Origin of the sequence: Bradyrhizobium ottawaense (genome assembly GCF_900099825.1) — a bacterium.
GTDB classification, from domain to species: Bacteria; Pseudomonadota; Alphaproteobacteria; order Rhizobiales; family Xanthobacteraceae; genus Bradyrhizobium; species Bradyrhizobium ottawaense_A.
In genome coordinates, this window is sequence record NZ_LT629693.1 from 217,964 (window position 1) to 241,966 (window position 24,003).

36 protein-coding genes are annotated in these 24,003 nt (G+C 62.9%); 3 read left to right on the forward strand and 33 right to left on the reverse strand.

Annotation, left to right across the window (positions count from 1 at the left end):
- Positions 1–70: 70 nt before the first annotated feature.
- Positions 71–1,264, reverse strand: a complete 1,194-nt coding sequence (locus BLR13_RS01090; RefSeq protein WP_074828547.1) for an RluA family pseudouridine synthase — start codon at positions 1,262–1,264, stop codon at positions 71–73.
- A gap of 232 nt (positions 1,265–1,496) precedes the next feature.
- On the opposite strand from BLR13_RS01090, the gene BLR13_RS01095 reads away from it, so the two are divergent.
- Entirely contained in the window at positions 1,497–2,438 is a 942-nt protein-coding gene (locus tag BLR13_RS01095) for an alpha/beta hydrolase (protein WP_074828543.1), read from the forward strand.
- Positions 2,439–2,482: 44 nt separating this feature from the next.
- On the opposite strand, the gene BLR13_RS01100 is transcribed toward BLR13_RS01095, so the two are convergent.
- The 3 genes from BLR13_RS01100 to BLR13_RS01110 form a co-directional block, all read right to left on the reverse strand.
- Positions 2,483–3,814 (reverse strand): replication-associated recombination protein A, encoded by a 1,332-nt coding sequence (locus BLR13_RS01100; protein ID WP_074828541.1) that lies wholly within the window; start codon positions 3,812–3,814, stop codon positions 2,483–2,485.
- A complete protein-coding gene (locus tag BLR13_RS01105) occupies positions 3,811–5,205 on the reverse strand; it encodes a DegQ family serine endoprotease (RefSeq protein ID WP_074828538.1) in 1,395 nt (464 codons plus the stop codon). The genes BLR13_RS01100 and BLR13_RS01105 overlap by 4 nt, the downstream gene beginning before the upstream one ends.
- 79 nt (positions 5,206–5,284) lie before the next feature.
- A complete protein-coding gene (locus BLR13_RS01110; RefSeq protein WP_074828535.1) occupies positions 5,285–5,662 on the reverse strand; it encodes a winged helix-turn-helix transcriptional regulator in 378 nt (125 codons plus the stop codon).
- A gap of 118 nt (positions 5,663–5,780) precedes the next feature.
- On the opposite strand from BLR13_RS01110, the gene BLR13_RS01115 reads away from it, so the two are divergent.
- Both BLR13_RS01115 and BLR13_RS01120 read left to right on the forward strand, forming a co-directional pair.
- On the forward strand, positions 5,781–6,794 hold the full coding sequence (locus BLR13_RS01115) for a zinc-binding alcohol dehydrogenase family protein (RefSeq protein WP_074828532.1): 1,014 nt from the start codon (positions 5,781–5,783) through the stop codon (positions 6,792–6,794).
- Between the two features lie 291 nt (positions 6,795–7,085).
- A complete protein-coding gene (locus tag BLR13_RS01120; protein ID WP_074826621.1) occupies positions 7,086–8,033 on the forward strand; it encodes an IS110 family transposase in 948 nt (315 codons plus the stop codon).
- Positions 8,034–8,045: 12 nt separating this feature from the next.
- Here BLR13_RS01120 and BLR13_RS01125 read toward each other — a convergent pair whose 3' ends face one another.
- The 29 genes from BLR13_RS01125 to rpsJ form a co-directional block, all read right to left on the reverse strand.
- On the reverse strand, positions 8,046–8,357 hold the full coding sequence (locus BLR13_RS01125; protein WP_074828529.1) for a DUF1330 domain-containing protein: 312 nt from the start codon (positions 8,355–8,357) through the stop codon (positions 8,046–8,048).
- Between the two features lie 74 nt (positions 8,358–8,431).
- On the reverse strand, positions 8,432–9,049 hold the full coding sequence (locus BLR13_RS01130) for a formyltransferase family protein (protein WP_244525045.1): 618 nt from the start codon (positions 9,047–9,049) through the stop codon (positions 8,432–8,434).
- A 106-nt stretch (positions 9,050–9,155) separates the two neighbouring features.
- Positions 9,156–9,572: a 50S ribosomal protein L17 gene (rplQ, locus tag BLR13_RS01135; protein WP_074828525.1), complete on the reverse strand. Its 417-nt coding sequence runs from the start codon at positions 9,570–9,572 to the stop codon at positions 9,156–9,158.
- A 121-nt stretch (positions 9,573–9,693) separates the two neighbouring features.
- On the reverse strand, positions 9,694–10,725 hold the full coding sequence (locus tag BLR13_RS01140; protein ID WP_074832144.1) for a DNA-directed RNA polymerase subunit alpha: 1,032 nt from the start codon (positions 10,723–10,725) through the stop codon (positions 9,694–9,696).
- A 113-nt stretch (positions 10,726–10,838) separates the two neighbouring features.
- Complete coding sequence (gene rpsK, locus BLR13_RS01145) at positions 10,839–11,228, reverse strand: 30S ribosomal protein S11 (protein ID WP_006021048.1); 390 nt, start codon at positions 11,226–11,228, stop codon at positions 10,839–10,841.
- A gap of 125 nt (positions 11,229–11,353) precedes the next feature.
- The gene (gene rpsM / locus BLR13_RS01150) at positions 11,354–11,722 is read right to left on the reverse strand and encodes a 30S ribosomal protein S13 (protein ID WP_074828520.1); all 369 of its coding nucleotides are present in this window, start codon (positions 11,720–11,722) and stop codon (positions 11,354–11,356) included.
- Positions 11,723–11,908: 186 nt separating this feature from the next.
- On the reverse strand, positions 11,909–12,775 hold the full coding sequence (locus BLR13_RS01155) for an adenylate kinase (RefSeq protein WP_074828515.1): 867 nt from the start codon (positions 12,773–12,775) through the stop codon (positions 11,909–11,911).
- Positions 12,776–12,866: 91 nt separating this feature from the next.
- On the reverse strand, positions 12,867–14,198 hold the full coding sequence (gene secY / locus BLR13_RS01160; RefSeq protein ID WP_074828514.1) for a preprotein translocase subunit SecY: 1,332 nt from the start codon (positions 14,196–14,198) through the stop codon (positions 12,867–12,869).
- Between the two features lie 144 nt (positions 14,199–14,342).
- A complete protein-coding gene (rplO, locus tag BLR13_RS01165; protein WP_074828512.1) occupies positions 14,343–14,831 on the reverse strand; it encodes a 50S ribosomal protein L15 in 489 nt (162 codons plus the stop codon).
- 74 nt (positions 14,832–14,905) lie between these two features.
- Entirely contained in the window at positions 14,906–15,100 is a 195-nt protein-coding gene (rpmD, locus tag BLR13_RS01170) for a 50S ribosomal protein L30 (RefSeq protein WP_074832141.1), read from the reverse strand.
- 34 nt (positions 15,101–15,134) lie between these two features.
- Complete coding sequence (rpsE, locus tag BLR13_RS01175) at positions 15,135–15,710, reverse strand: 30S ribosomal protein S5 (RefSeq protein WP_027536804.1); 576 nt, start codon at positions 15,708–15,710, stop codon at positions 15,135–15,137.
- Positions 15,711–15,772: 62 nt separating this feature from the next.
- The gene (gene rplR, locus BLR13_RS01180; RefSeq protein WP_074828509.1) at positions 15,773–16,132 is read right to left on the reverse strand and encodes a 50S ribosomal protein L18; all 360 of its coding nucleotides are present in this window, start codon (positions 16,130–16,132) and stop codon (positions 15,773–15,775) included.
- 11 nt (positions 16,133–16,143) lie between these two features.
- Complete coding sequence (gene rplF, locus BLR13_RS01185) at positions 16,144–16,677, reverse strand: 50S ribosomal protein L6 (RefSeq protein ID WP_074828506.1); 534 nt, start codon at positions 16,675–16,677, stop codon at positions 16,144–16,146.
- A 15-nt stretch (positions 16,678–16,692) separates the two neighbouring features.
- The gene (gene rpsH, locus BLR13_RS01190; RefSeq protein WP_027536807.1) at positions 16,693–17,091 is read right to left on the reverse strand and encodes a 30S ribosomal protein S8; all 399 of its coding nucleotides are present in this window, start codon (positions 17,089–17,091) and stop codon (positions 16,693–16,695) included.
- 13 nt (positions 17,092–17,104) lie between these two features.
- Positions 17,105–17,410: a 30S ribosomal protein S14 gene (rpsN, locus tag BLR13_RS01195; protein ID WP_074828504.1), complete on the reverse strand. Its 306-nt coding sequence runs from the start codon at positions 17,408–17,410 to the stop codon at positions 17,105–17,107.
- Positions 17,411–17,454: 44 nt separating this feature from the next.
- Complete coding sequence (gene rplE / locus BLR13_RS01200) at positions 17,455–18,012, reverse strand: 50S ribosomal protein L5 (protein ID WP_074828501.1); 558 nt, start codon at positions 18,010–18,012, stop codon at positions 17,455–17,457.
- Positions 18,005–18,319, reverse strand: coding sequence for a 50S ribosomal protein L24 (gene rplX, locus BLR13_RS01205; RefSeq protein ID WP_074828498.1), 315 nt, complete (start codon positions 18,317–18,319; stop codon positions 18,005–18,007). The genes rplE and rplX overlap by 8 nt, the downstream gene beginning before the upstream one ends.
- Positions 18,319–18,687 carry a 50S ribosomal protein L14 gene (gene rplN, locus BLR13_RS01210; protein ID WP_011473865.1) on the reverse strand — a complete coding sequence of 123 codons (369 nt, stop codon included), beginning with the start codon at positions 18,685–18,687 and terminating at the stop codon, positions 18,319–18,321. The genes rplX and rplN overlap by 1 nt, the downstream gene beginning before the upstream one ends.
- Before the next feature lie 81 nt (positions 18,688–18,768).
- Positions 18,769–19,017, reverse strand: a complete 249-nt coding sequence (gene rpsQ / locus BLR13_RS01215; RefSeq protein WP_009797129.1) for a 30S ribosomal protein S17 — start codon at positions 19,015–19,017, stop codon at positions 18,769–18,771.
- 10 nt (positions 19,018–19,027) lie between these two features.
- Positions 19,028–19,234 carry a 50S ribosomal protein L29 gene (gene rpmC / locus BLR13_RS01220; RefSeq protein ID WP_027536811.1) on the reverse strand — a complete coding sequence of 69 codons (207 nt, stop codon included), beginning with the start codon at positions 19,232–19,234 and terminating at the stop codon, positions 19,028–19,030.
- A 5-nt stretch (positions 19,235–19,239) separates the two neighbouring features.
- A complete protein-coding gene (rplP, locus tag BLR13_RS01225) occupies positions 19,240–19,653 on the reverse strand; it encodes a 50S ribosomal protein L16 (RefSeq protein ID WP_074828495.1) in 414 nt (137 codons plus the stop codon).
- Between the two features lie 29 nt (positions 19,654–19,682).
- Positions 19,683–20,381, reverse strand: coding sequence for a 30S ribosomal protein S3 (rpsC, locus tag BLR13_RS01230; RefSeq protein ID WP_074828492.1), 699 nt, complete (start codon positions 20,379–20,381; stop codon positions 19,683–19,685).
- A 17-nt stretch (positions 20,382–20,398) separates the two neighbouring features.
- Complete coding sequence (rplV, locus tag BLR13_RS01235) at positions 20,399–20,785, reverse strand: 50S ribosomal protein L22 (RefSeq protein ID WP_074828488.1); 387 nt, start codon at positions 20,783–20,785, stop codon at positions 20,399–20,401.
- Between the two features lie 10 nt (positions 20,786–20,795).
- The gene (gene rpsS, locus BLR13_RS01240; protein ID WP_027536815.1) at positions 20,796–21,074 is read right to left on the reverse strand and encodes a 30S ribosomal protein S19; all 279 of its coding nucleotides are present in this window, start codon (positions 21,072–21,074) and stop codon (positions 20,796–20,798) included.
- Between the two features lie 12 nt (positions 21,075–21,086).
- Positions 21,087–21,920, reverse strand: coding sequence for a 50S ribosomal protein L2 (rplB, locus tag BLR13_RS01245; protein WP_074828485.1), 834 nt, complete (start codon positions 21,918–21,920; stop codon positions 21,087–21,089).
- A gap of 12 nt (positions 21,921–21,932) precedes the next feature.
- Complete coding sequence (locus BLR13_RS01250) at positions 21,933–22,232, reverse strand: 50S ribosomal protein L23 (protein WP_027536817.1); 300 nt, start codon at positions 22,230–22,232, stop codon at positions 21,933–21,935.
- A complete protein-coding gene (rplD, locus tag BLR13_RS01255) occupies positions 22,229–22,849 on the reverse strand; it encodes a 50S ribosomal protein L4 (protein WP_074828483.1) in 621 nt (206 codons plus the stop codon). The genes BLR13_RS01250 and rplD overlap by 4 nt, the downstream gene beginning before the upstream one ends.
- Position 22,850: 1 nt before the next feature.
- Entirely contained in the window at positions 22,851–23,570 is a 720-nt protein-coding gene (rplC, locus tag BLR13_RS01260; protein WP_074828480.1) for a 50S ribosomal protein L3, read from the reverse strand.
- Positions 23,571–23,620: 50 nt separating this feature from the next.
- Entirely contained in the window at positions 23,621–23,929 is a 309-nt protein-coding gene (gene rpsJ / locus BLR13_RS01265; RefSeq protein WP_002712302.1) for a 30S ribosomal protein S10, read from the reverse strand.
- Between the last annotated feature and the right edge of the window lie 74 nt (positions 23,930–24,003).

A 24,003-nucleotide genomic window follows, 5' to 3' on the forward strand; every position in this document is an offset into this window, starting at 1 on the left:
GTTTCGCAGCAGGAAAGACGTGGATGGCCGGGACAAGCCCGGCCATGACGAAACCAATTTGACGCGCGCCCTATTCCTCCGGCGCGTTCTCGATCGGATCGAACCGGTCGGCTTCGAGTCCGAGCAGGTTCCAGGACTGCAGCATATGCGGCGGCAGCGGCGCGGATGCATCGATCACGCCACCGCGCGGATGCGGGATCACGATCCGGCGCGCCAGCAGATGCAGACGGTTCTGGATGCCGCCCGGCAAATCCCAGTTCTCCTTGTTGAAATATTTGGGATCGCCGATGATGGCGTGATCGATATGCGCCATGTGGGTGCGCAACTGATGGGTTCGCCCGGTCACCGGCTTCAGCGACACCCAGGCGAGCTTCTGCGCCGAGGTTTCGACCACGGCGTAGTACGTGACCGCGTGGCTTGCGCCCTCGTCGCCGTGCTTGGCGATCCGCATGATGGTGTCGTCTTCGCTCTCTTCCTTGGCCAGATAGGTCGAGATGCGGCCCTGCTTCGGCTTCGGTACGCCCGCGACCAGCGCCCAGTAGATCTTGCGCGCCGAGCGATGGCGGAACGAACCGGTCATCGCGGTCGCGGCAAAGCGGGTTTTCGCAATCAGAAGACAGCCGGCGGTGTCCTTGTCGAGCCGGTGCACCAGCCGCGGCTTTTGCCCCTTGGCATCGCGCATCACTTCCAGCATGTCGTCGACATTGCGCGTGATGCCGGAGCCGCCCTGCACCGCCAGGCCTGCGGGCTTGTTCAGCACCATGACGTCGGCGTCCTCGAACAGGATCATGTCCTTGAGCGCCTGCAGCGTCTTGGCACCGGCCTCCGAGAGCTGGCCCGCGGCCTTCGGCGTATCGAGTTTCAGCGGCGGAATGCGAATGCTCTGCCCCTCCTCGATCCGGTCCTTGCTGTCGGCGCGCTTGCCGTTGACGCGCAGTTCGCCTTTACGGACGATGCGCTGGATATGGGAGAACGACAGGCCGGGAAAACGCGCTTCGAGAAAGCGGTCGACCCGCATGTTGTTCTCGTCCGCCGTCACCACGACGGTCTGGACTTTTGTCGGCAACGGCGGCAGCTCGACGACGACCTTCTCGGGCTCGGCGACGAATGGTTTTGGCGCGCGGGGCGCCGCCGACGGGGACCGCGGCGGCGCTTTGGCGCCGGTCCGGTGCGGCGGCCGCTCGGCCTGCGAGCCACGGTAGGGACGCGCGCCCTTGGGGCGATCGCCCGCCGGGCGGAGAGGTTTCTTGACGCGACGGCTCATGGTGGGTGTGGCTCCGGCCAAGCGTTTTCGAGCGAAGTGGGTAGCGGTTCGCCTAGCAATCAAGCTTGCGCAGATTGCGTAGACTTATCTGCGGTAGAAAACGCGTCAAAACTAAAGGATCTAAGCCGTTGGGTAGCCCAAATGCCGCGAATCGTCACGGTGAAATCAGTACAAATCGGCCCTGACATCGGTCATGCTGGGCCAAACAGGCCGAAAACACGGGGGATCGGGGATGGCGCTGGCGAAATCAGTCTTGGCGATGGTGGCGGCGCTGGTGGCAGGCCAGGCCTTGGCCCAACAGAGCCCCATGCCGGAGGAACTGGCCTGGAAACTGACGGAAATTGGCCGCGTCATCGACCCGCCCAAGACCGCGGCGCTGTACGTGCCGATGCAGCAGAAGGAGCCGTATGCCGGCGTCAAGACCGAGCGCGACGTCAAATACGGTCCGGCCGATCGCCACCTGCTCGACGTCTTCATGCCGGAGGCCAATTCAGCCGCGCGGCCGGTGTTGATCTACATCCATGGCGGCGGCTTCGTCGCCGGCAACAAGCGCGGGCCCGGCAGCCCGTTCTTTGACAACGTCATGCTGTGGGCGGTCAGAAGCGGCTTTGTCGGCGTCAACGCCACCTACCGGCTGGCGCCGCAGTCGCCCTGGCCGGCGGGCACCGAAGACATCGCCGCTGTGGTCGGCTGGGTTGCCAGCGAGATTGGCGCGCGCGGCGGCGATCCCGCACGCATCTATCTGATGGGACATTCGGCCGGTGCGATCCATGTCGCCAATTACGTCTCGCATCCCGAATTTCACAAGGTGAAGGACGGCGGCCTCGCAGGCGCGGTGATGGTGTCCGGCCTCTATGAACTCGGCAAGGCGCCGCTTGGCAATGGCGAGATCGCCTATTACGGCACCGATCCCTCGCGCTATGCCGAGCGTTCCGCGCTGGCCGGCCTGCTCGCGACGAAAACGCCGCTGATGATCACGGCAGCCGAACTCGACCCGCCCCCCTTCGTCGAACAATTCGAGCTTTTGAAACAGGCGAGTTGCAAACGAGCGAGCGGATGCGCGCACGCGACGATGCTGCCGCAGCACAGCCACATGTCGGAGGTGTATTCGATCAACACCGCGGACGGCCGCCTGACGGATGAGATTTTGGAGTTTGTGAAGACGGGGAAATAGTGGCCGCGCACGCCGTCATGGCCGGCCTTGTGCCGGGCATGACATCAACTACCCCGTTCCCGCCGCAACTTCGCCCAATAATCCAGCCTTTTCCGGATTTCGCGCTCAAAGCCGCGGTCGGGCGGATCGTAAAAAGTCTGGCGACCCAGCGCTTCCGGGAAGTAATCCTGGCCGGAGAACGCATCCGGCGTGTCGTGGTCGTATTCGTAGCCGCCGCCATAGCCCTCCTGCTTCATCAGCTTGGTCGGCGAATTCAAAATGTGTTTCGGCGGCAGCAGCGAACCGCCCTCCTTTGCCGCGCGCATCGCCGCACCAAACGCCTTGTAGGCGGCGTTGGATTTCGGCGCAGTGGCGAGGTAGATCACGGCCTGCGCGATCGCGAGTTCGCCTTCGGGATGCCCTAGGAAATCATAGGCGTCCTTGGCGGCGTTGCAGATCACCAGCGCCTGCGGATCGGCAAGCCCGATGTCCTCGACCGCCATCCGCACCACGCGGCGCGCCAGAAACAGCGGATCCTCGCCGGCATCCATCATGCGCGCGAGATAATACAGCGCCGCATCGGGATCAGAGCCGCGCACCGACTTATGCAGCGCCGAGATCAGGTTGTAATGACCGTCGGCAGACTTGTCGTAAATCGGCGCCCGGCGCTGCAGGATGTCCTGCAACTGCTCGGCGTTGAACACTTCGTCCTTGCGCGCGGCGCGCCAGACTTCTTCCGCCAAGGTCAGCGCGGCGCGGCCGTCGCCATCGGCCATTCGCACCAGTACGGCACGCGCTTCGGCATCGAGCGGCAGCTTCTTGCCCTCGACCTTCTCGGCATGGGCGTAGAGTTTTTCGACCGCGAGCGGATCGAGCGAATGAAACACCAGCACGCGCGCCCGCGACAGCAAGGCGGCGTTGAGCTCGAACGACGGGTTCTCGGTGGTGGCGCCGACCAGCACCACGGTGCCGTCTTCCATCACAGGCAGAAACGAATCCTGCTGCGCGCGGTTGAAGCGATGCACCTCGTCGACGAACAGCAGCGTGCCCTTGCCCATCTCGCGGCGGGCACGCGCAGCGTCGAACACCTTTTTCAGGTCGGCGACGCCGGAAAACACCGCCGAGATCTGCTCGAAATGCAGTTCGGTGGCATCCGCCAGGAGCCGCGCCACCGTGGTCTTGCCGGTGCCGGGCGGTCCCCAGAACACCAGCGAGCCCAGCGTGCGGGTCTCCAGCATCCGCGTCAGCGCGCCGTCGGGGCCGAGGATGTGGTCCTGACCGACGACGTCGGACAGCGCCTGCGGGCGCAACCGGTCCGGCAATGGACGCGGGGCATCCTGTTCCATCCCTGCCGCGGCAAAGAGGTTGGCCGCCTCGCGAGGTTGCTTTGGGCTCATCCGCCGAGCGTCACGTTGATCTGCTGGCCGCCGCGCACCACGGTGATGCGCCACAGCCTCGACGCTGTTTTCGAGGCCTTGTCGAGATCGCTGGTCTTGGCGATCTTCTGGTTGTTGACCGCAAGAATAATATCGCCCTTCTGGAAGCCGACGCTGGCGGCGGTACCGCCATCCTCGAGATCGATCACCACGACACCTTCGGTCTGGGAATCCAGATGCAGTTCGTCGGCAACCGCCGGCGAAATATTGGCGACCTTGGCGCCCTGGAACGGCGAGCGCGCGGAGAGCGTGATTTCGTCGCGGTTGGTGTCGGGCGCGGTCTCCAGCGGCACCGTCAGCTTCACGGTCTTGCCGGCGCGTTGCACGTCGATCTGCGCGTTGCCGCCGAGCGGGCGCGTGGCGAAGCGATAGTCGAACGCGTTGGGATCGTCGATCGCCTGCCCTTCGATCGCAACGATCAGGTCGGACAGTTTCAGGCCGGCGCGCGCCGCCGGACTGTTGGGCGCGACATTGGCGACCAGCGCGCCGTTCGGCAGCTTCAGTCCCAGCGTCTCGGCGATTTCAGGCGTCACCGCCTGCAGCCGCGCGCCGAGCCACGGGCGCTTCACCGCCTTGCCGCCGCCCTTGGCGGAGGCCACGACGACGCGCACCATGTTGGCCGGAATGGCAAAGCCGATGCCCTGCGAGCCGCCGGAGCGCGAGAAGATCGCGGTGTTGATGCCGGCGAGCTTGCCGGTCATGTCGACCAGCGCGCCGCCGGAATTGCCGGGATTGATCGCGGCATCGGTCTGAATGAAGAACTGGTAGTCGGTGATGCCGACTTGCGTGCGCGCCAGCGCCGAGATGATGCCGTGGGTCACGGTCTGGCCGACGCCGAACGGGTTGCCGATCGCGAGCACGACGTCGCCGACCAGCAATTCATCCGAATTGGCGAAGTCGAGCGTCGCGAATTTCTCCTTGGTATCCTTGAGGCGCAGCACGGCGAGATCGGTGCGGCTGTCCTTCAGCACGATCTCGGCCTCGAACTCGCGCTTGTCGGCGAGCGAAACCTTGACCTGGTCGGCGCCTTCGATGACGTGGTTGTTGGTGACGACGAGGCCGGAGGCATCGACCATCACGCCCGATCCGAGCGAACGCTGCATCTGCTCGGGCTGCTGGCCGGGCACGCCGAAGAAACGGCGGAACATCGGATCGTCGAGCAGCGGGTTGCGGTTCTGCACGGTCTTGGCGGCGTAGACGTTCACCACCGCCGGCTGCACGCGCTGCACGATCGGCGCGTAGGACAGCCGCAGTTCCGCGCCCGAGGATGGAACGCGGCGGTCCTGCGCCAACGCCGGCGTGGCAATGACTGCGGCGACCAGCAGCAGGGCGAAAGAGCGAATCGAATTCATGCGAAAAATCCCGGAATTGATGGCCCCAGATATAAATGCGAGGCCGCAACGAGAGAAGACAAAGCGAAACACGATCGCGCTAGGCGGCGCGATCGGGCGCGTTGATGGCTTCGGGCGCCGGCGCGCAGGATAGCCGTTCCTGATGGCCCTCGCCCCAGGCCCGCAGCGTGTCGATCACCGGACGCAGGCTCTCGCCGATCTCGGACAGCGTGTATTCGACCCGCGGCGGCACCTCGGCATAGACCTTGCGGATCACGAGCTTGTCGTCCTCGAGCGCGCGAAGCTGCTTGGTCAGCATGCGCTGGGTAATCCCTGGCATCCGCCGCCGCAACTCCCCAAACCGCTGGGTGCCGGCCTGCAGGTGGAACAGGATCACGCCCTTCCATTTGCCGTCGATCAGATCGAGCGTAGCCTCGACCGCGCAGCCGGGCCGATGGGCAAAATTCCGCCTTTTCATGCGCCTTTTCCCAATAGTATCCAAACAGGGACTAGTTCCCCTAATTTACAGTACTTGCCAATTCGGCGCTAGCGCGACAGTTAAACAACCAACCGCTCACAGGCAGGAGACAACGGGCATGAAGGCCGTCGGATACAAAAAATCGCTTCCCATCGAGGATGCGGATTCGCTGATCGATTTCGAGACCGCCAAGCCGGAACCGAAGGGGCGTGACATCAGGGTCGCCGTGAAGGCGATCTCGGCCAACCCGGTCGATTACAAGGTCCGCAAGCGCGCCGCCCCGCCCGAGGGCCAAACCAAGATTCTCGGCTACGACGCCGCCGGCGTGGTCGACGCGGTCGGCCCCGACGTCACGTTGTTCAAGCCGGGCGACGAAGTGTTCTACGCCGGCTCGATCCTGCGCCAGGGCACCAATTCGGAATTCCACCTGGTTGACGAGCGCATCGTCGGAGCCAAGCCGAAATCGCTGTCGTTCGCGCAGGCCGCAGCCCTGCCGCTGACCTCGATCACCGCCTGGGAATTGCTGTTCGATCGCCTCGGCGCCGTGCCCGGCAAAAGCGTCGATCCCCGCACGCTCCTGATCACCGGCGGCGCCGGTGGCGTCGGCTCGATCCTGATCCAGCTCGCGCGCCGCCTCACCGGGCTCACCGTGGTCGCGACCGCTACGCGGCCGGAATCGCAGAAGTGGTGCCTCGATCTCGGCGCGCATGCGGTGATCGACCACGGCAAGCCGATGAAGGAGCAGATCGAGAAGCTGAAACTGCCGCCGGTGGCGCTGGTCGCCAGCCTCACCTTCACCGACCAGCACTACAAGGCGATCGCGGATTTCATGGCGCCGCAGGGCAGGTTCGGGCTGATCGACGATCCCCCGGAATTCACCCTGAGCGCCTTCAAGGGCAAGGCCATCTCGGTGCATTGGGAATCGATGTTCACACGCTCCTCGTTCCAGACGCCGGACATGATCGCCCAGCATCATCTGCTGAACGACGTCGCCGACCTCCTCGACAAGGGCGTGCTGCGCACCACGCTCGACCAGACGTTTGGAACGATCAACGCGGCCAATCTCAAGCGCGCGCATGCGCTATTGGAGAGCGGGAAATCGCGCGGCAAGATCGTGCTGGAGGGCTGGTAGAAAACGTAGGGTGGGTTAGCCGAAGGCGTAACCCACCTCTTTCTTGCGCGTATCATGGTGGGTTACGCTGCGCTAACCCACCCTTGTAATAGCGCAATCAGTTATCGTCGGCTTGTTCCGTGAGGAATGGCCTGCCGCGGTTTGCACCCCGCGGCAGGCCGCTGGCGATCGGATCGAACCCACCCAGAGCAGTTTGTGGCTGCCCCGTAGCTTGATCGCGTCAGCACCTTCATCGGACCCGGATGGTTGCCGGAACAACTTGGTTCGCTTCACAAGGCAGGGTCGAGGAAGATGACAAAGTCTAACATAACGACGGCTGGAATCGATACGTCCAAAGCTAAACTCGATATCGCGGTTCACGACCGGGCCGAACGTTGGCAGGTCACCAACGATTTAGCTGGCTGGCGGTCCCTTGTGGCTAGCCTCGCCAAGTCCGGCGTGACGCGTGTCGGCATCGAAGCGACGGGCGGCTATGAACGCGGCGTGGTAGAGCATCTGCGGGCGGCAGGCTTTATCGTGCTGTTGCTGCAGCCGCTACAGGTCAAAGCCTTCGGCCGGGTACATTTGCGCCGTGCCAAGAATGATGCACTCGACGCGATATTGATCGCAGCCTGCGCTGCAGCGGTTGATCCACCGGAGATCGCACCGGATCCGCGGTTGACGGAATTGGCCGATTATCTGACCTTCCTCGAGCAGATCGAGGAAGACATCAAGCGGTTCAAGAACCGGCTCGAGCACATTGACGAGCCTGCGCTGCGGCGCATCGTCAACAGCGATATAGCCCGGCTGAAAGCACGCAAGGCGGCGCAGATACGCGACATTGCCAAGCGTCTTCGCGGCCACGGCGATCTGGCCAAGCGGCTAAAGCTGGTGCTGAGCATTCCAGGTATCGGCGAACGCACAGCGCTGGCGATCGTCATCCGCATGCCCGAGCTCGGTTGCGTCAGCCGTGAAGAAGCCGCAGCCCTGGCCGGGCTGGCTCCGTTCGCCGCCGATAGCGGACAGCACAGAGGTCAGCGCAAAATCGCTGGAGGCCGCAGCCGGCTGCGGCGCTCACTGTTTGCCGCAGCCCTCCCGGCGGCCTTCCGATGGAACAAGGCTCTGGTCGCCCTCTATGGCCGCCTCACTGCAAAGGGCAAGGCCCACAACGCAGCGCTAATCGCCTGCGCGCGAAAGCTCCTCATCTACGCAAATACCGTCGTCCAGCGCGGCACCCCGTGGACTGAAAATGCCGCTTAGCTTTAATGGTTGCTACGATCCGGCGCTGGAAGCTGAAGGCACGCCCTCAACAAAAATCAGGCGGCGGTCCAGCGCGGTCCGCCGCACCTTCAGGGCCTCGGCGTATTCCGGCGAGGCATACCACTCGCGTAATTTCTCCATCGACGGAAATTCGACCACGATGATGTTCTTCGGCGGCGGCCCGCCTTCGGCCGCGTTCGCGACACCGCCACGGACGAGATAGCGCCCGCCATACTGCGCAATCGCTTTCGCGGCGATGGTGCGATAGGCCTCGAAGCCTGCCGAATCCTTTACGTCAACTTCCGAAATCACATAGGCCGACATCGCTAACCTCACGGTGATTGGATCATCGATGGGTAGATATCGTGCGCGATGGACGCGCCCGCAATCGCGGCGTCCTAGCCTGCCTGCGGCAGCACGGCGCGAAACTCGACGCCGTGCAGGTTGATGGTCGGGCCGATCCCGAAATGGTTGCCGCCGAACACCTTCAGGCGCCGGTCTAGTTCGTCCTTGGCAATGTCGAGCGGAATGTCGCAGATCGCCCGGTAGGCGCGGCGCGAATATTTTCGCCGTCCCCATTCAATCGGCAGCGGCGGCGGCGCGCCGGCTTCGGTGGCAAGCGATTTGGCCATCCGCCAGAACAATTGCGCGAGGTGACCGTAGGCCAGCCCCTCGAGGCCGAGGACGGAGATGTCGGGTGGAATCGGAAATCGCGCGACATCGATGATCGGACCGGCATCGACCCGCTCGACCATGACGTGGACCGTCGCGCCGAACTCGGTGGCGCGCTCGTAGAGCGCAAAATGCGCCGGCGCCCATCCGGGATAATCAGGCGGCCCGGGATGAAAGTTGATGGCGCCGTAGCCGAGCGCGGCCAGCGTGTCGGTCGAGACGATTTCCGGAGTCACGTAGGCGATCAGCCGCGACCGCGCGAGCAGGTCGGGACTGAGCGCGGCCAGATCATCCGATGAGCCGGCCGACAGCACGGTGACGTTCGGATTATGGGCGCGCAACACGGCCGGGAAAACAGATTGCTCGGCATTTCGAAACGAAATTCATCGCTGCCAACAAAAAAGCGGCGCCCGGAGGCGCCGCTTTTGAAATTCCAAACCCGCGAAGGGCTTACGCCGCCTCGGAGGCCTTTTCCTGCACCGGGCCGGAGTCGAGGCCCTTGGCGTCGACGTCACGGTCGACGAATTCGATCACGGCCATCGGCGCGTTGTCGCCGTAGCGGAAGCCGGCCTTGATGATGCGGGTGTAGCCGCCCTGACGGTCCTTGTAGCGGGTCGCCAGCACGTCGAACAGCTTGCGGACCTGATCGAGGTCACGCATTTCGGAAATCGCCTGGCGGCGCATCGAAAGGCCGCCCTTCTTGCCGAGGGTGACCAGCTTCTCCACGATCGGGCGCAATTCCTTGGCCTTCGGAAGCGTGGTGACGATCTGCTCGTGCTTGATCAGCGCGGCGCACATGTTGGCGAACATCGCCTTGCGATGTTCCGCGGTGCGGTTGAGCTTGCGATGAACCTTGCCGTGACGCATTGGACTATTCCTTGATTTTACTTCGTCGCGACGGTTCGTCGGACATGTTGCTCAGGTGGGCTGCCTGCGTTCGCCCCAGAAGCAATGGCCGGAAACGTCCGGCCATCACGATTGCATTTGCTCAGTAGTGGTCTTCGAAGCGCTTGGCCAACTCGTCGATATTCTCCGGCGGCCAACCGGGCACTTCCATGCCGAGATGCAGACCCATCTGGGCCAGTACTTCCTTGATCTCGTTCAGCGACTTGCGGCCGAAGTTCGGGGTACGGAGCATTTCCGCTTCCGACTTCTGCACGAGGTCGCCAATATAGACGATGTTGTCGTTCTTCAGGCAGTTTGCCGAACGCACCGACAGTTCGAGTTCGTCGACCTTCTTGAGGAACGCCGGATTGAACGCGAGATCGGGGATGATCTCCTGCGCCACTTCCTTGCGCGGCTCTTCGAAGTTCACGAACACGTTGAGCTGGTCCTGCAGGATGCGGGCGGCATAGGCCACCGAGTCTTCCGGCGTGATCGCGCCGTTGGTCTCGATCGTCATGGTCAGCTTGTCGTAGTCGAGGATCTGGCCTTCGCGGGTGTTCTCGACCTTGTAGGAGACCTTGCGGACCGGAGAGAACAGGCTGTCGACCGGGATCAGGCCGATCGGCGCGTCTTCGGGACGGTTACGCTCGGCGGCGACATAGCCCTTGCCGGAGGCAACGGTGAATTCCATGCGGATTTCCGCGCCCTCGTCGAGGGTGCAGATCTGCAGGTCGGGATTGAGCACCACGACGTCGCCAACGGTCTGGATGTCACCGGCGGTGACGACGCCCGGACCGGACTTCTTGACGACCATGCGCTTGGGGCCTTCGCCCTGCATCTTGATCGAGATGTCCTTGATGTTGAGCACGATGTCGGTGACGTCCTCGCGAACGCCGGCGATCGAGGAGAATTCGTGCAGCACGCCGTCGATGTGCACCGACTGCACCGCGGCACCCTGCAGCGACGAGAGAAGGATGCGGCGCAGCGCGTTGCCGAGAGTCTGGCCGAAGCCGCGCTCGAGCGGTTCGGCGACGACGGTCGCAAACCGGGTCGCGTCGGTGCCCGGCGTTACCTGCAGCTTGTTCGGTCGAATGAGTTCTTGCCAATTTTTCTGGATCGTCACTTTGTCACCCATGGGCCAGTCGATCTGCGTCCAGATCACTGGCGTTGGAGATCGCGGATCAGTCCGCGGCAGTCAAAATTCCAAAAGCAATCAGCGGACGGAACGTCCCCGCCCGCGATCGAATATCAAACGCGCCGGCGCTTGCGCGGACGGCAGCCATTGTGCGGGATCGTCGTCACGTCACGGATCGACGTGACGGTGAAGCCCGCCGCCTGCAGCGCGCGAAGCGCCGACTCACGGCCCGAACCCGGACCGGCAACTTCCACTTCCAGCGTGCGCATGCCGTGTTCCTGCGCCTTCTTGGAAACGTCTTCGGCCGCGACCTGCGCGGCATAGGGGGTCGACTTGCGCGAGCCCTTGAAGCCCATGGTGCCGGCCGACGACCAGGCAATGGTGTTGCCCTGCGCGTCGGTGATGGTGATGGTCGTGTTGTTGAACGACGAGTTCACGTGCGCGATGCCGGATGCGATGTTCTTGCGTTCGCGGCGGCGTACGCGGGTGGCTTCCTTGCCCATTCCAAAACCTTTCCTGTGATCTCAAACGCCGCCGTAATGCCAGCGGCTACACCTAAAAACACGAGTAGCGAATGGCGAGTAGCGAATGAAAACTATTCGCCACCCCCTATTCGCTATTCGCAAACTTACTTCTTCTTGCCGGCGATCGACTTGGCCGGGCCCTTGCGCGTGCGCGCATTGGTGTGGGTACGCTGACCGCGCACCGGCAGGCCGCGGCGATGGCGCAGGCCGCGATAGCAGCCGAGGTCCATCAGACGCTTGATGTTGATGCCGACTTCGCGGCGAAGGTCGCCCTCGACCAGATAGTCGCGGTCGATCACTTCGCGGATCTGCAGGACTTCCTGATCGCTCAGCTGGCTGACGCGACGATCCACCGGGATCTTCACCTTCTCGATGATCTCGGCAGCATTCTTCTGGCCGATACCATGGATGTACTGGAGCGCGATCAGAACGCGCTTGTTGGTCGGGATATTCACGCCGGCAATACGGGCCACGGACTTCTCTCCTGTCGCCAATCCCTCGCGGACCGGCTTATGTTCTGTGCTAACTCGGGCAGGTATCCGCAAACGCGAACACGACGCCCTTCCCCTCATCTTCTTCGGGGCCCGGCATCGTCAAATAACTATCCGACTTGGATGCTGGGCTTATTAAAGGATTCAACTCGGTTTCGTCAACCGTCCCTAGCGTTTAGCTCGCTTTTTCGTGACCTTTTTCGCAACGCGCCGGACGATCTTTTTGGCTGCCTTCTTTGCACCTTTTTTGGCCTTCTTGGCCGCCTTGGGCTTGGCCGCCGGGGCTGCCTTGCGGCCGGACTTTTTGGCAGCCTTCTTGGCGCCCTTGGAGACCGCCTTTCCGGCCTTCGGAGCCGCTTTGGCGGCCTTCTTGGCGGTTTTGGCTGCCTTTTTGGCCGCCGGCCTGGCGGCCCTTGCTGCGGCCGGAGCCGCCGCCTTGGGTTCCACCGCACCGATCGCGGACAGGAGCCGGTTAATCTCGCGGGTGACGTGTTCGATGGTCATCATACCGTCGACCGTCAACAGCTTCCGCCGCTCCGAATAATAGTGAATCAGCGGCTCGGTCATCGAACGGTAGCTCGCCAGCCGCTTCGACAGCACTTCCGGAGTGTCGTCGATTCGCACCTCTTCCCCGCGGGCGCGCATCTCGGCGACGCGGGTCTCGACCCGGCTCAGCAGCGCGCTCTCGTTGACGCGCAGTTCGACCACGGCGTCGAGTTTGATGTGCTTCTTCCTCAGCAGATCATCGAGGGCTGCCGCCTGCGGCACCGTGCGCGGAAAGCCGTCGAGGACGAAGCCGTTCTTCATGTCAGGCTGGTCGAGGCGATCGGAGATGATGCTGACCACGACCTCGTCCGGCACCAGGGCGCCGCTGGCCATGATGTCCTTGGCCTGCAGGCCGATCGGCGTCTCGGCTGCAACCGCAGCGCGCAACATCTCGCCGGTCGAAAGCTGGACGATATTGTACTTGTGGACCAGCCGTTGCGCCTGGGTCCCCTTGCCCGCGCCGGGCGGCCCCAGAAGGATCAATCTCATGACTATTCGCCCCCCGGCTTGGTGAGCGAATCCCCGCACACCTTGTATTGAATGTCAGACCGATCTTCAGGCCGGTCCCGGATGCCGCCGCTCAGCGGCGACGGCCCCTGAGCTTGGACTTCCTGATCAGCCCTTCATACTGATGGGCGAGCAGATAGCCTTGCACCTGCGCCACCGTATCCATCGTCACGCTGACGACGATCAGGAGCGAGGTACCGCCAAAGTAGAACGGCACCGAGGCGTAGGAAATCAGAATTTCGGGAATCAGGCAGACGATCGCCAGATAGATCGCACCCAACACCGTGACGCGCGACAACACGTAGTCGATATATTCGGCGGTGCGCTCGCCCGGACGGATGCCGGGGATGAAGCCGCCGTGCTTCTTCAGGTTATCCGCGGTCTCGGTCGGGTTGAACACGATCGCGGTGTAAAAGAACGCGAAGAACACGATCAACGCCAGGTAGAGGAACAGGAACAGCGGACGGCCGTGGCCGAGCTGGGTCGTGATCCACTGGAACCATTCCGGGCCCTTGCCGGCGTTGAAGTTGGCGACCGTGGTCGGCAGCAGCAGCAGCGACGAGGCAAAGATCGGCGGGATCACGCCCGAGGTGTTGAGCTTGAGCGGCAGATGCGAGGACTGGCCCTCGAACATCTTGTTGCCGACCTGGCGCTTTGGATACTGGATCAGCAGCCGGCGCTGGGCCCGTTCCATGAACACGATGAAGGCGATCACGGCGACCGCCATCACGATCACGACGAGAATGAGACCCGTCGACAGCGCGCCCTGGCGGCCCAGTTCCAGCATGTTGGCGAGCGCCGAGGGCAGCTCGGCGACGATGCCGGAGAGAATGATCAGCGAGATGCCGTTGCCGATGCCGCGCGAGGTGATCTGCTCGCCGAGCCACATCAAGAACATGGTGCCACCGGTCAGCGTGACCGCGGTCGACAGACGGAAGAACAGGCCGGGGTCGCTGACGACGTTACCGGCGCCTTCGAGGCCGACGGCGATGCCGTAGGACTGGAACGCGGCGAGAATCACCGTGAGATAGCGGGTGTACTGGTTCAGCGTCTTGCGGCCGGACTCGCCTTCCTTCTTCAGCGCTTCAAGCTGCGGCGAAACCGTGGTCAGGAGCTGGATGATGATCGATGCCGAGATGTACGGCATGATGTTCAGCGCGAAGATCGCCATGCGGTGGATGCCGCCGCCGGCGAACATGTTGAACATGCCGAGGATGCCGCCGGCCTGCGAGCGGAACACCTGTTCCCAGATCGCCGGATCGATACCCGGCAGCGGAATGTAGGTGCCGAGCCGATAAACAAGCAGCGCACCCAGCGTGAACCAGATGCGCTTCTTCAGTTCATCGGCTTTGCCGAGCGCAGAGAAATTGAGGTTTGCCGCAAGCTGTTCTGCTGCTGAGACCATTTTAAGACTTTCTCCCGCCGCCCCTCAGGCCGCTGCCCCAGCGGGGCAATCGGCAGACGCCGGACATTATTTGGTGCTCGGCTTCGATAAGTCCATTGTTCTCTTGGACAGATCGCCCGCGGGAAGCGGACGATGACGCAGATGTTACGCCGCCTCGCCGTCCTGCTTCTTGGCAGGCGCCAGGACCTTCACGGAACCGCCGGCCTTCTCGACCGCCGCGATCGCGGGCTTCGAGGCGCCATGGGCTTCGATGGTGAGCTTGGACTTGAGCTCGCCGCGGCCGAGCAGCCGCAGTCCGTCCTTGGCGCGACGCACCACGCCGGCCTTGACCAGCGATTCGATGGTGATGGTGTCCTTGGCATCGATCAACTTGGCATCGACCGCTTCCTGCAGCCGGTCCAGGTTGATCTCGGCAAAGTCCAGCTTGAAGATGTTGTTGAAGCCGCGCTTCGGCAGACGACGATGCAACGGCATCTGGCCGCCCTCGAAGCCCTTGATGCGCACGCCCGAACGCGCGGTCTGGCCCTTGCCGCCGCGGCCCGCAGTCTTGCCCTTGCCTGAACCGATGCCACGGCCGACGCGCATACGCTTTTTGCGCGAGCCGGCGTTGTCGGCGATATCGCTGAGCTTCATCGTTTCGTTCCTTTATCCTTGGAGCATGATCTTGACCGAAAACCGGTCCCCATTTTCGGGATCATGCCCCCAGCTTATTTCTCGTCGACGACGCGAACGAGATGTTGAACCTTGGCGATCATGCCGCGAATGGCAGGCGTGTCCTGCAATTCCGTGACACGACCGATCTTGTTGAGCTTGAGGCCGATCAGCGTCGCACGCTGCGAGTGATGGCGGCGGATTGCGCTGCCAGTCTGCTCGACCTTGATCATCTTTGCGGCCTTGGCCATCGTCGTAACTCCAAAAAGCGCCGAATAGCGCCAGTTATTCAGCCACCAGCTCAGCATCGCCGCCGATGCGGCGCGACTGCAGCGTGGACACCTTGATGTTGCGGCGTGCCGCCACCGAACGCGGCGAATCCTGATGCTTCAGCGCGTCGAAGGTTGCGCGAACCATGTTGTAGGGATTCGACGAACCGATCGACTTCGCCACCACGTCCTGGATACCGAGCGTTTCGAACACCGCGCGCATCGGGCCGCCGGCGATGATGCCGGTACCGGCCGGAGCTGCACGCAGATAGACGCGGCCCGCACCGTGGCGGCCGGCGATATCGTGATGCAGCGTGCGGCCTTCGCGCAGAGCGACGCGCGTCAGATTGCGCTTCGCCGACTCGGTTGCCTTGCGGATCGCTTCGGGCACTTCGCGCGCCTTGCCATGACCGAAACCGACCCGGCCCTTCTGGTCGCCGATCACGACCAGTGCCGCAAAGCCGAAGCGCTTGCCGCCCTTGACGACCTTCGCCACACGATTGATGTGGACGAGCTTGTCGACGAACTCGCTATCGCGCTCTTCCCGACCGCCCCTGTGGCCGCCACCGCCGCGTTCGCGTTCACCTGCCATGGTGTTTTCCAATCCTTGAAAGACTTGCGTCTTTGTCGTTGTGTCCGTTCAATTCCAAAACCTTAGAAGCTCAATCCGCTCTCGCGGGCGGCATCGGCGAGCGCCTTGACGCGCCCGTGATAGAGGTAGCCGCCGCGATCGAAAACCACTTCCTTGACGCCATTCTTGACGGCGCGTTCCGCCAGCAGCTTGCCGACGGCCTTGGCCGCATCGATGTTGGCGCCGGTGTTGCCGGTATCGCGCATCGCCTTCTCCAGCGACGACGCCGAAGCCAGCGTCTCGCCCTTCAGGTCGTCGATGACCTGGGCGTAGATGTGCTTCGACGAACGGAACACAGACAGACGCGGACGCCCGTTGGCGGACCGGCGCAGCGAGTTGCGCACTCGCTGCTTGCGCCGGGCATTCGTTACCTTGAGTGACATGACCGGCTCCGTTACTTCTTCTTGCCTTCCTTGCGGAAGATGAATTCGTTGGCGTACTTCACGCCCTTGCCCTTGTAGGGCTCCGGCGGACGGTAGGCGCGGATCTCCGCGGCGACCTGGCCGACACGCTGCGAGTCGGTGCCCGTGATCGTGATTTCGGTCGGCTTCGGCACCACAATGGTGATGCCTTCCGGGATCGCGTAGACGACATCGTGGCTGTAGCCGAGCGCGAGCTGCAGGTTCTTGCCCTGCAGCGCGGCGCGGTAACCGACGCCGGTGATCTCGAGCTTCTTCTCGAAGCCCTTGGTGACGCCTTCGACCAGGTTGGCGACCTGCGCGCGCGCAGTGCCGTACATGGCCTGGGCGCGGTTGGTCTTCAGCCGCGGCGCGACCTTGACCGCGCCGTCCTCGAACTTCACCTCAACGTCGTCATGCACGACGAACTGAAGCTGGCCCTTCGGCCCCTTCATCTTGACGGTCTGCCCTTCGACGTTCGCCGTCACACCGGACGGGATCGCCACAGGCCGTTTGCCAACACGTGACATGCCTCAAATCCTTCCTCAGAACACCGTGAAGAGAACTTCGCCGCCCACGTTCGCGTCGCGCGCTTCGTGGTCAGCCATGATTCCCTTGGGTGTCGACAAAACCGAAATACCGAGACCGTTGTTGACGCGCGGCAGGTTCTTCACCGAGGCGTAAACCCGACGGCCCGGCTTGGAGACGCGCTCGATCTCGCGAATGACGGGCTCGCCGTCGAAATACTTCAGCTCGATCTCGAGCTCGCTGCGGCCGGACGAATGTTCGACGCTGGCGTAGCCACGGATGTAGCCCTCGCTCTTCAGCACTTCGAGCACGCTGGCGCGCATCTTCGAGCCCGGGGTCGAGACCTTGGACTTGGAACGCATCTGCGCGTTGCGGATGCGGGTGATGAGATCGCTGATCGGATCGTGCGTTGACATCTGACGACCCCCCTTACCAGCTCGACTTCACGAGCCCGGGAACCAGGCCCTTGGAGCCGAGTTCACGCAGCGCGATGCGGCTGAGCTTGTTCTTGCGATAGACCGAACGCGGACGGCCGGTCAGTTCGCAGCGGTTGCGAATGCGGGTGGCCGACGAGTTGCGCGGCATCTCGGACAGCTTCAGGGTCGCGGCGAACCGCTCTTCCATCGGCTTGGTCTTGTCGGCGATGATCGCCTTCAGCCGCGCGCGCGCCGGAGCGGCGTTCTTGGTCATCCGCTTGCGCCGGTTGTTCTTCTCGATCGAACTCTTCTTTGCCATGCTTGGCTCCTGGGTTTCCGCGTTTGAGAGGCTTTAACTGCGTCTCACTGCCGGAACGGGAAATTGAATGCGGTCAACAAGGCACGCGCCTCGTCGTCGGTCGACGCCGTGGTGCAAACGGTGATGTCCATGCCCCATGATTCCCCGGCCTTGTCGAAGTCGATTTCGGGGAAAATGATGTGCTCCTTGATGCCGAGCGAATAGTTGCCGCGGCCGTCGAAGCTCTTCGGGTTGAGGCCGCGGAAGTCGCGCACGCGCGGCAGCGCGACATTCACCAGGCGATCGATGAACTCGTACATCTTGGCCTTGCGCAGCGTGACCTTGCAGCCGATCGGCTGGTTTTCACGCAGCTTGAAGGTCGCGATAGCCACCCGCGAATAGGTCACGATCGCCTTCTGGCCCGCGATCAGCGCCAGGTCGTTGGCGGCGGTTTCGGCCTTTTTGCGGTCGTTGACGGCTTCGCCGACGCCCATGTTGAGCACGACCTTGTCCAGGCGCGGCACCTGCATGACGTTGGCATAGCCGAACTGTTCGGTCAGCTTGCTGCGAATGCTCTGGTCGTATTCCGCGCGCAGGCGCGGCACGTAAGCGGTATCAGCCATCGATCTCTGCTCCCGAGCTCTTGGCAATGCGAACCTTCTTGCCATCAGCCTGAATCTTGAAGCCCACGCGGGTCGGTTTGCCGTCCTTGCCGACATACGCGATGTTGGACAGGTGGATCGGCGCCTCCTTGGAGACGATGCCGCCTTCCTGGGCCTGGGTCTGCTTCTGGTGACGCTTCACCAGATTGACGCCACGCACCAACGCCTTGTTATCGGCGGGGCGGACCTCGAATACTTCGCCGGTGCGGCCCTTGTCGCGGCCGTTCAGCACGATGACCTTGTCACCCTTCCGGATCTTGGCAGCCATCACAGCACCTCCGGCGCAAGCGAGATGATTTTCATGTGGTTCTTGGCGCGAAGCTCGCGCGGCACCGGCCCGAAGATACGGGTGCCGACCGGCTCCGACTGGTTGTTGATCAGTACGGCGGCGTTGCGGTCGAAACGGATGACCGAACCGTCGGCGCGGCGGATATCCTTGCGGACTCGCACCACGACGGCCTTCATCACGTCGCCCTTCTTCACCTTGCCGCGCGGAATCGCTTCCTTGATCGACACGACGATAACGTCGCCCACGGTTGCATAGCGGCGCTTGGAACCTCCAAGTACCTTGATGCACATGACACGGCGTGCGCCTGAATTGTCGGCCACGTCGAGGTTGGTCTGCATCTGAATCATTGATGCACCTCGTCCTCTTTCTGATGCGCTAGATCGCGCCTAAAATTTTCCCAAAACCAGTCCGGCGAAAGCCAGGCTGCCTCAGGCCGTTTTCTTCTGCTCGCCCCGGACAACCGTCCAGCGCTTCAACTTCGAGATCGGCTTGCTTTCCTCGATCCACACCATGTCGCCCGGCTTGAACTCGTTGTTCTCGTCGTGCGCGTGATAGTTTTTGGAACGGCGGATCGTCTTCTTGTAGATCGGATGGGTGAAGCGGCGATCGACGCGCACCACCACCGTCTTGGCTTGCTTGTCGCTCACGACCACGCCCTGAAGGGTTCGTTTCGGCATATCAGGCCTCTTACTTCTTCTTCGCGCGCGTTTGCGCAGCGATGGTCTTGATGCGGGCGATATCGCGACGGGCTTCACGCAGCCGCGAGGTGTTTTCCAGCTGCCCGGTGGCGCGCTGGAAACGCAGGTTGAAGCGCTCTTTCTTCAGATTGAGGACGGCGTCGTCCCTCTGATCGTCGCTCATCGCTCTGATATCGGCGGTCTTCATCTCGGCCATATCTGTTACTCCGCAATGCGCGCGACGAAGCGCGTCTTGATCGGCAGCTTGGCGGCGGCGAGCGTGAGCGCTTCCTTCGCGGTCTGCACCGTGACGCCGTCGATCTCGAAAATCACGCGGCCGGGCTTGACCCGCGCCACCCACAATTCCGGCGTACCCTTGCCGGAACCCATGCGGACTTCAGCGGGCTTCTTCGACACCGGCAGGTCCGGGAAAATCCGGATCCAGACGCGGCCGGCGCGCTTCATGTGACGGGTCAGCGCGCGGCGTGCGGCCTCGATCTGACGGGCGGTGATGCGCTCTGGCGCCATCGCCTTCAGGCCGAACTGACCGAACGACAACGTCGCGCCCGAAGTCGCAACGCCGTGGATACGGCCCTTATGCGCCTTCCGGAACTTCGTTTTCTTTGGTTGCATCATGGCTTACGCCCTCAAACCTTTTCTGTGTCTCACGCCGCGTCGCGGCGCGGCCGGGTATTGTCGCCTTCAGCCATCTTCTTGTCCTGGGCCATCGGATCGTGCTCGAGGATTTCGCCCTTGAAGATCCAGACCTTGACGCCGCAGGTGCCGAACGTGGTGAACGCGGTCGCCACGCCGTAATCGATGTCGGCGCGCAGCGTGTGCAGCGGCACGCGGCCTTCGCGATACCATTCCATGCGCGCGATTTCGGCGCCGCCGAGACGGCCCGAGCAGTTGATACGAATGCCTTCGGCGCCAAGACGCATCGCCGACTGCACCGCCCGCTTCATGGCGCGGCGGAACGCGACGCGGCGCTCGAGCTGCTGCGCGATCGATTCGGCGACCAGGGTAGCGTCGAGCTCCGGCTTGCGGATTTCGACGATGTTGATGACGACGTCGGAAGCCGTGATGTCGGCAACCCGCTTGCGCAGCTTGTCGATGTCGGCGCCCTTCTTGCCGATCACAACACCCGGACGCGCCGAGTGGATCGTCACGCGGCACTTCTTGTGCGGACGCTCGATCACGATGCGGGCGACAGCCGCCTGCTTGAGCTCCTTGTGCAGGATCTCGCGGATCTTGACGTCTTCATGCAAGAGCTTGCCGTATTCGTTCTTGCCGGCGAACCAACGGGAATCCCACGTACGGTTGATGCCGAGACGCAGTCCGATTGGATTGATCTTTTGACCCATCGTCTTCTCCCGCGCCCTTAAGCGCCAGCCTCGGCCTCGACCTGACGAACCACGATCGTCAGGTGCGAGAACGGTTTAAACACACGGCCCGAACGGCCACGGCCGCGCGGTGCAAAACGCTTCATCACGATGCCGTTGCCGACATGCGCCTCGGCGACGACGAGATCGTCGACTTCGAGGTCGTGGTTGTTCTCGGCGTTGGCGATCGCCGATTCCAGGCACTTCTTGACGTCGACCGCAATCCGCTTGCGCGAGAACTGCAGGTCGGCGAGCGCTGCCGAAGCCTTCCGGCCGCGGATCAACTGCGCGACAAGATTGAGCTTCTGCGGGCTGACGCGCAGCATCCGGGCAACCGCCTTGGCCTCGTTTTCCGCGAGGCTACGTTCGCGCTTTGGTTTGCTCATCGTCTATTCCTCAAGCCTTCTTGGCTTTCTTGTCGCCAGAATGGCCATGGAAGGTACGGGTCGGCGAGAACTCGCCGAACTTGTGACCCACCATTTCCTCGTTGACCGATACCGGCACATGCTTCTGGCCGTTGTAGACACCGAAGACCAGGCCGACGAACTGCGGCAGGATGGTCGAGCGGCGGCTCCAGATCTTGATGACGTCGTGGCGACCGGACGCGCGGGCGGCATCTGCCTTCTTGAGCAGAGAACCCTCGACGAACGGGCCTTTCCAGACTGAACGAACCATGTCCGGCGTTCCTTACTTCTTCCGCTTGTGGCGGCTGAGGAGAATGAATCTGTTGGTCGACTTATTCGAACGGGTCTTCTTGCCCTTGGTCGGCTTGCCCCACGGCGTAACCGGGTGGCGGCCGCCCGAGGTGCGGCCTTCGCCGCCGCCGTGCGGATGGTCGATCGGGTTCATGACGACGCCGCGGTTATGCGGACGCCAGCCCAGCCAGCGGGTACGGCCGGCCTTGCCGATCGAGATGTTCATGTGATCGGGGTTCGACACCGCGCCGATGGTGCCACGGCAACGGCCGTGCACCAGGCGCTGCTCGCCCGAATTCAGGCGCATAATGACGTAGTCCTGATCGCGTCCGACGAGCTGGGCGTAGGTGCCGGCCGAACGTGCGATCTGGCCGCCCTTGCCGATCTTCATCTCGATGTTGTGGACGATGGTGCCGATCGGCATGTTGCCGAGCGGCATGACATTGCCCGGCTTCACGTCGACGTAGTTGCCGGCAACCACGGAGTCGCCGACAGCCAGGCGCTGTGGCGCCAGGATATAGGCCTGCTCGCCGTCCTGATACTTGATCAGCGCGATGAACGCGGTGCGGTTCGGATCGTATTCCAGCCGCTCGACCACGGCAGACACGTCGACCTTGTTCCGCTTGAAGTCGACCATGCGGTACGACTTCTTGTGGCCACCGCCGCGGAAGCGAACCGTGATGCGGCCGGTGTTGTTGCGGCCGCCATTGCTGATCTTGCCCTCGGTCAAGGCCTTGACCGGCTTGCCCTTGTAGAGCGCCGAACGGTCGACCATCACCAGCTGGCGCTGGCCTGGCGTCGTCGGATTAAATTTTTTCAATGCCATCGCTATATCGCCTTATAGCCCGGTCGTGACGTCGATGCGGTGGCCCTCTTCGAGGGTCACGATCGCTCGCTTCACGTCCGACTGCGAACCGAAATTGCCGCGGAACACCTTGGTCTTGCCCTTGCGCACCAGCGTGTTCACGCTCTTCACCTTGACGTCGAACAGCTTCTCGACGGCTTCCTTGATTTGCGGCTTGGTCGCCTTGGCGGCGACCCTGAACACGACCTTGTTGTGCTCGGACGCAACCGTCGCCTTTTCGGTGACGACGGGCGCTACGATCACGTCGTAATGGCGCGGATCGATATTCTTCATTTGAAGCGCGCCTCCAGCGCATCGACGGCCGACTTGGTCAATACCAGCTTGTGACGGCGCAGGATGTCATAGACGTTGATGCCCTGGATCGGCAGCACGTCGATGTTCGGAATGTTGCGCGCAGCGGTCGCGAAACCGGCGTGCAGCTCGGCGCCGTCGATGATCAGCGCATTGGTCAGGCCGAGACCCGAGAAATGCCCGATCAGCGCCTTGGTCTTGGCAGCTTCAAGCGTGGCGGAATCGATCACGATCAGGCCGCCGTCCTTGGCCTTCGCCGAGAGCGCATGGCGCAGAGCGAGCGCGCGAACCTTCTTCGGCAGCGCGAATGCATGTGAACGCACGACCGGACCGAAGGCACGGCCACCGCCGCGGAACTGCGGCACGCGGGCCGAACCGTGACGAGCACCGCCGGTGCCCTTCTGCTTGTACATCTTCTTGCCGGTGCGCCAGACGTCCGCACGGCCCTGCGTCTTGTGGGTGCCGGCCTGACGCTTGGCGAGCTGCCAGTTGACGCAGCGCTGGATGATGTCCTTGCGCGGCTCGAGACCGAAAATGGCGTCGGAAAGCTGGACCGAGCCGGCTTCCTTGCCTTCAAGGGTGGTGACTTTCAGTTCCATCTCACGCGCCCTCCTGCTCGGCCGGCGCCTGGGCCTGCTCACCGCCGACAACCCTGAACTTGCCGGGCTTCGGCGCTTCCTTCGGCAGCGGCTTCTTGACGGCGTCGCGCACCGCAATCCATCCGCCCTTGGAGCCGGGAACGGCGCCTTCGACGAGGATCAGGCCGCGCTCGACGTCGGTCTGCACCACACGCAGATTGAGCGTGGTGATGCGATCGACACCCATGTGACCGGGCATCTTCTTGTTCTTGAAGGTCTTGCCGGGATCCTGACGTCCGCCGGTCGAACCGATCGAACGATGCGACACCGAGACGCCGTGGGTGGCGCGCAGACCGCCGAAATTCCAGCGCTTCATGCCGCCGGCAAAACCCTTACCGACCGAGGTGCCGGTGACGTCGACGAACTGGCCGACGACGAAATGGTCTGCCTGGATCTCGGCGCCAACCGGGATCAGCGCGTCCTGCGACACGCGGAACTCGGTGACCTTCCGCTTGGGCTCGACCTTGGACACCGCGAACTGGCCGCGCTCTGCCTTCGGCAGATAGACGGTCTTGCGGGTACCGGAACCGAGCTGCAGCGCAACGTAACCGTTCTTCTCGGTCGTGCGGTGGCCCAGAACCTGGCAATTGCCCAGCTTCAGCACGGTCACAGGGATATGTTCACCGGTCTCCGTAAAGACCCGCGTCATCCCGACCTTTTGTGCGATCACTCCGGAGCGCATCGGCGTGCTTCCTGTTCTTTCTGTCCGCTAACTTCGGACGATCTGAAAATTTAGAGCTTGATCTCGACGTCGACACCGGCGGCCAGGTCGAGCTTCATCAAAGCATCGACGGTCTGCGGGGTCGGGTCGACAATATCGAGAAGGCGCTTGTGGGTGCGCATCTCGAATTGCTCACGGCTCTTCTTGTCCACGTGCGGCGAACGGTTGACGGTGAACTTCTCGATGCGGGTCGGCAGCGGAATGGGTCCGCGAACCTGGGCACCGGTACGTTTCGCCGTGTTCACGATCTCGCGGGTCGACGTATCGAGGATACGATGGTCGAACGCCTTGAGACGGATGCGAATATTTTGGCCGTTCATTGCCGTTTGTCTTTCTTTGTCGTCGTATTTGCGTGGTGAGTAGCGAGTACCGGATGGAACCAGCCGATACTCGC

Excerpts from the sequence above, each read along its gene's own strand:
- BLR13_RS01090 (WP_074828547.1), bottom strand. The coding sequence starts at position 1,264 with ATGAGCCGTCGCGTCAAGAAACCTCTCCGCCCGGCGGGCGATCGCCCC.
- BLR13_RS01095 (WP_074828543.1), top strand. The coding sequence starts at position 1,497 with ATGGCGCTGGCGAAATCAGTCTTGGCGATGGTGGCGGCGCTGGTGGCA.
- BLR13_RS01100 (WP_074828541.1), bottom strand. The coding sequence starts at position 3,814 with ATGAGCCCAAAGCAACCTCGCGAGGCGGCCAACCTCTTTGCCGCGGCA.
- BLR13_RS01105 (WP_074828538.1), bottom strand. The coding sequence starts at position 5,205 with ATGAATTCGATTCGCTCTTTCGCCCTGCTGCTGGTCGCCGCAGTCATT.
- BLR13_RS01110 (WP_074828535.1), bottom strand. The coding sequence starts at position 5,662 with ATGAAAAGGCGGAATTTTGCCCATCGGCCCGGCTGCGCGGTCGAGGCT.
- BLR13_RS01115 (WP_074828532.1), top strand. The coding sequence starts at position 5,781 with ATGAAGGCCGTCGGATACAAAAAATCGCTTCCCATCGAGGATGCGGAT.
- BLR13_RS01120 (WP_074826621.1), top strand. The coding sequence starts at position 7,086 with ATGACAAAGTCTAACATAACGACGGCTGGAATCGATACGTCCAAAGCT.
- BLR13_RS01125 (WP_074828529.1), bottom strand. The coding sequence starts at position 8,357 with ATGTCGGCCTATGTGATTTCGGAAGTTGACGTAAAGGATTCGGCAGGC.
- rplQ (WP_074828525.1), bottom strand. The coding sequence starts at position 9,572 with ATGCGTCACGGCAAGGTTCATCGCAAGCTCAACCGCACCGCGGAACAT.
- BLR13_RS01140 (WP_074832144.1), bottom strand. The coding sequence starts at position 10,725 with ATGGGTGACAAAGTGACGATCCAGAAAAATTGGCAAGAACTCATTCGA.
- rpsK (WP_006021048.1), bottom strand. The coding sequence starts at position 11,228 with ATGGGCAAGGAAGCCACCCGCGTACGCCGCCGCGAACGCAAGAACATC.
- BLR13_RS01155 (WP_074828515.1), bottom strand. The coding sequence starts at position 12,775 with ATGAGATTGATCCTTCTGGGGCCGCCCGGCGCGGGCAAGGGGACCCAG.
- secY (WP_074828514.1), bottom strand. The coding sequence starts at position 14,198 with ATGGTCTCAGCAGCAGAACAGCTTGCGGCAAACCTCAATTTCTCTGCG.
- rplO (WP_074828512.1), bottom strand. The coding sequence starts at position 14,831 with ATGAAGCTCAGCGATATCGCCGACAACGCCGGCTCGCGCAAAAAGCGT.
- rpmD (WP_074832141.1), bottom strand. The coding sequence starts at position 15,100 with ATGGCCAAGGCCGCAAAGATGATCAAGGTCGAGCAGACTGGCAGCGCA.
- rpsE (WP_027536804.1), bottom strand. The coding sequence starts at position 15,710 with ATGGCAGGTGAACGCGAACGCGGCGGTGGCGGCCACAGGGGCGGTCGG.
- rplR (WP_074828509.1), bottom strand. The coding sequence starts at position 16,132 with ATGTCACTCAAGGTAACGAATGCCCGGCGCAAGCAGCGAGTGCGCAAC.
- rplF (WP_074828506.1), bottom strand. The coding sequence starts at position 16,677 with ATGTCACGTGTTGGCAAACGGCCTGTGGCGATCCCGTCCGGTGTGACG.
- rpsH (WP_027536807.1), bottom strand. The coding sequence starts at position 17,091 with ATGTCAACGCACGATCCGATCAGCGATCTCATCACCCGCATCCGCAAC.
- rpsN (WP_074828504.1), bottom strand. The coding sequence starts at position 17,410 with ATGGCAAAGAAGAGTTCGATCGAGAAGAACAACCGGCGCAAGCGGATG.
- rplE (WP_074828501.1), bottom strand. The coding sequence starts at position 18,012 with ATGGCTGATACCGCTTACGTGCCGCGCCTGCGCGCGGAATACGACCAG.
- rplX (WP_074828498.1), bottom strand. The coding sequence starts at position 18,319 with ATGGCTGCCAAGATCCGGAAGGGTGACAAGGTCATCGTGCTGAACGGC.
- rplN (WP_011473865.1), bottom strand. The coding sequence starts at position 18,687 with ATGATTCAGATGCAGACCAACCTCGACGTGGCCGACAATTCAGGCGCA.
- rpsQ (WP_009797129.1), bottom strand. The coding sequence starts at position 19,017 with ATGCCGAAACGAACCCTTCAGGGCGTGGTCGTGAGCGACAAGCAAGCC.
- rpmC (WP_027536811.1), bottom strand. The coding sequence starts at position 19,234 with ATGGCCGAGATGAAGACCGCCGATATCAGAGCGATGAGCGACGATCAG.
- rplP (WP_074828495.1), bottom strand. The coding sequence starts at position 19,653 with ATGATGCAACCAAAGAAAACGAAGTTCCGGAAGGCGCATAAGGGCCGT.
- rpsC (WP_074828492.1), bottom strand. The coding sequence starts at position 20,381 with ATGGGTCAAAAGATCAATCCAATCGGACTGCGTCTCGGCATCAACCGT.
- rplV (WP_074828488.1), bottom strand. The coding sequence starts at position 20,785 with ATGAGCAAACCAAAGCGCGAACGTAGCCTCGCGGAAAACGAGGCCAAG.
- rpsS (WP_027536815.1), bottom strand. The coding sequence starts at position 21,074 with ATGGTTCGTTCAGTCTGGAAAGGCCCGTTCGTCGAGGGTTCTCTGCTC.
- rplB (WP_074828485.1), bottom strand. The coding sequence starts at position 21,920 with ATGGCATTGAAAAAATTTAATCCGACGACGCCAGGCCAGCGCCAGCTG.
- BLR13_RS01250 (WP_027536817.1), bottom strand. The coding sequence starts at position 22,232 with ATGAAGAATATCGATCCGCGCCATTACGACGTGATCGTAGCGCCCGTC.
- rplD (WP_074828483.1), bottom strand. The coding sequence starts at position 22,849 with ATGGAACTGAAAGTCACCACCCTTGAAGGCAAGGAAGCCGGCTCGGTC.
- rplC (WP_074828480.1), bottom strand. The coding sequence starts at position 23,570 with ATGCGCTCCGGAGTGATCGCACAAAAGGTCGGGATGACGCGGGTCTTT.
- rpsJ (WP_002712302.1), bottom strand. The coding sequence starts at position 23,929 with ATGAACGGCCAAAATATTCGCATCCGTCTCAAGGCGTTCGACCATCGT.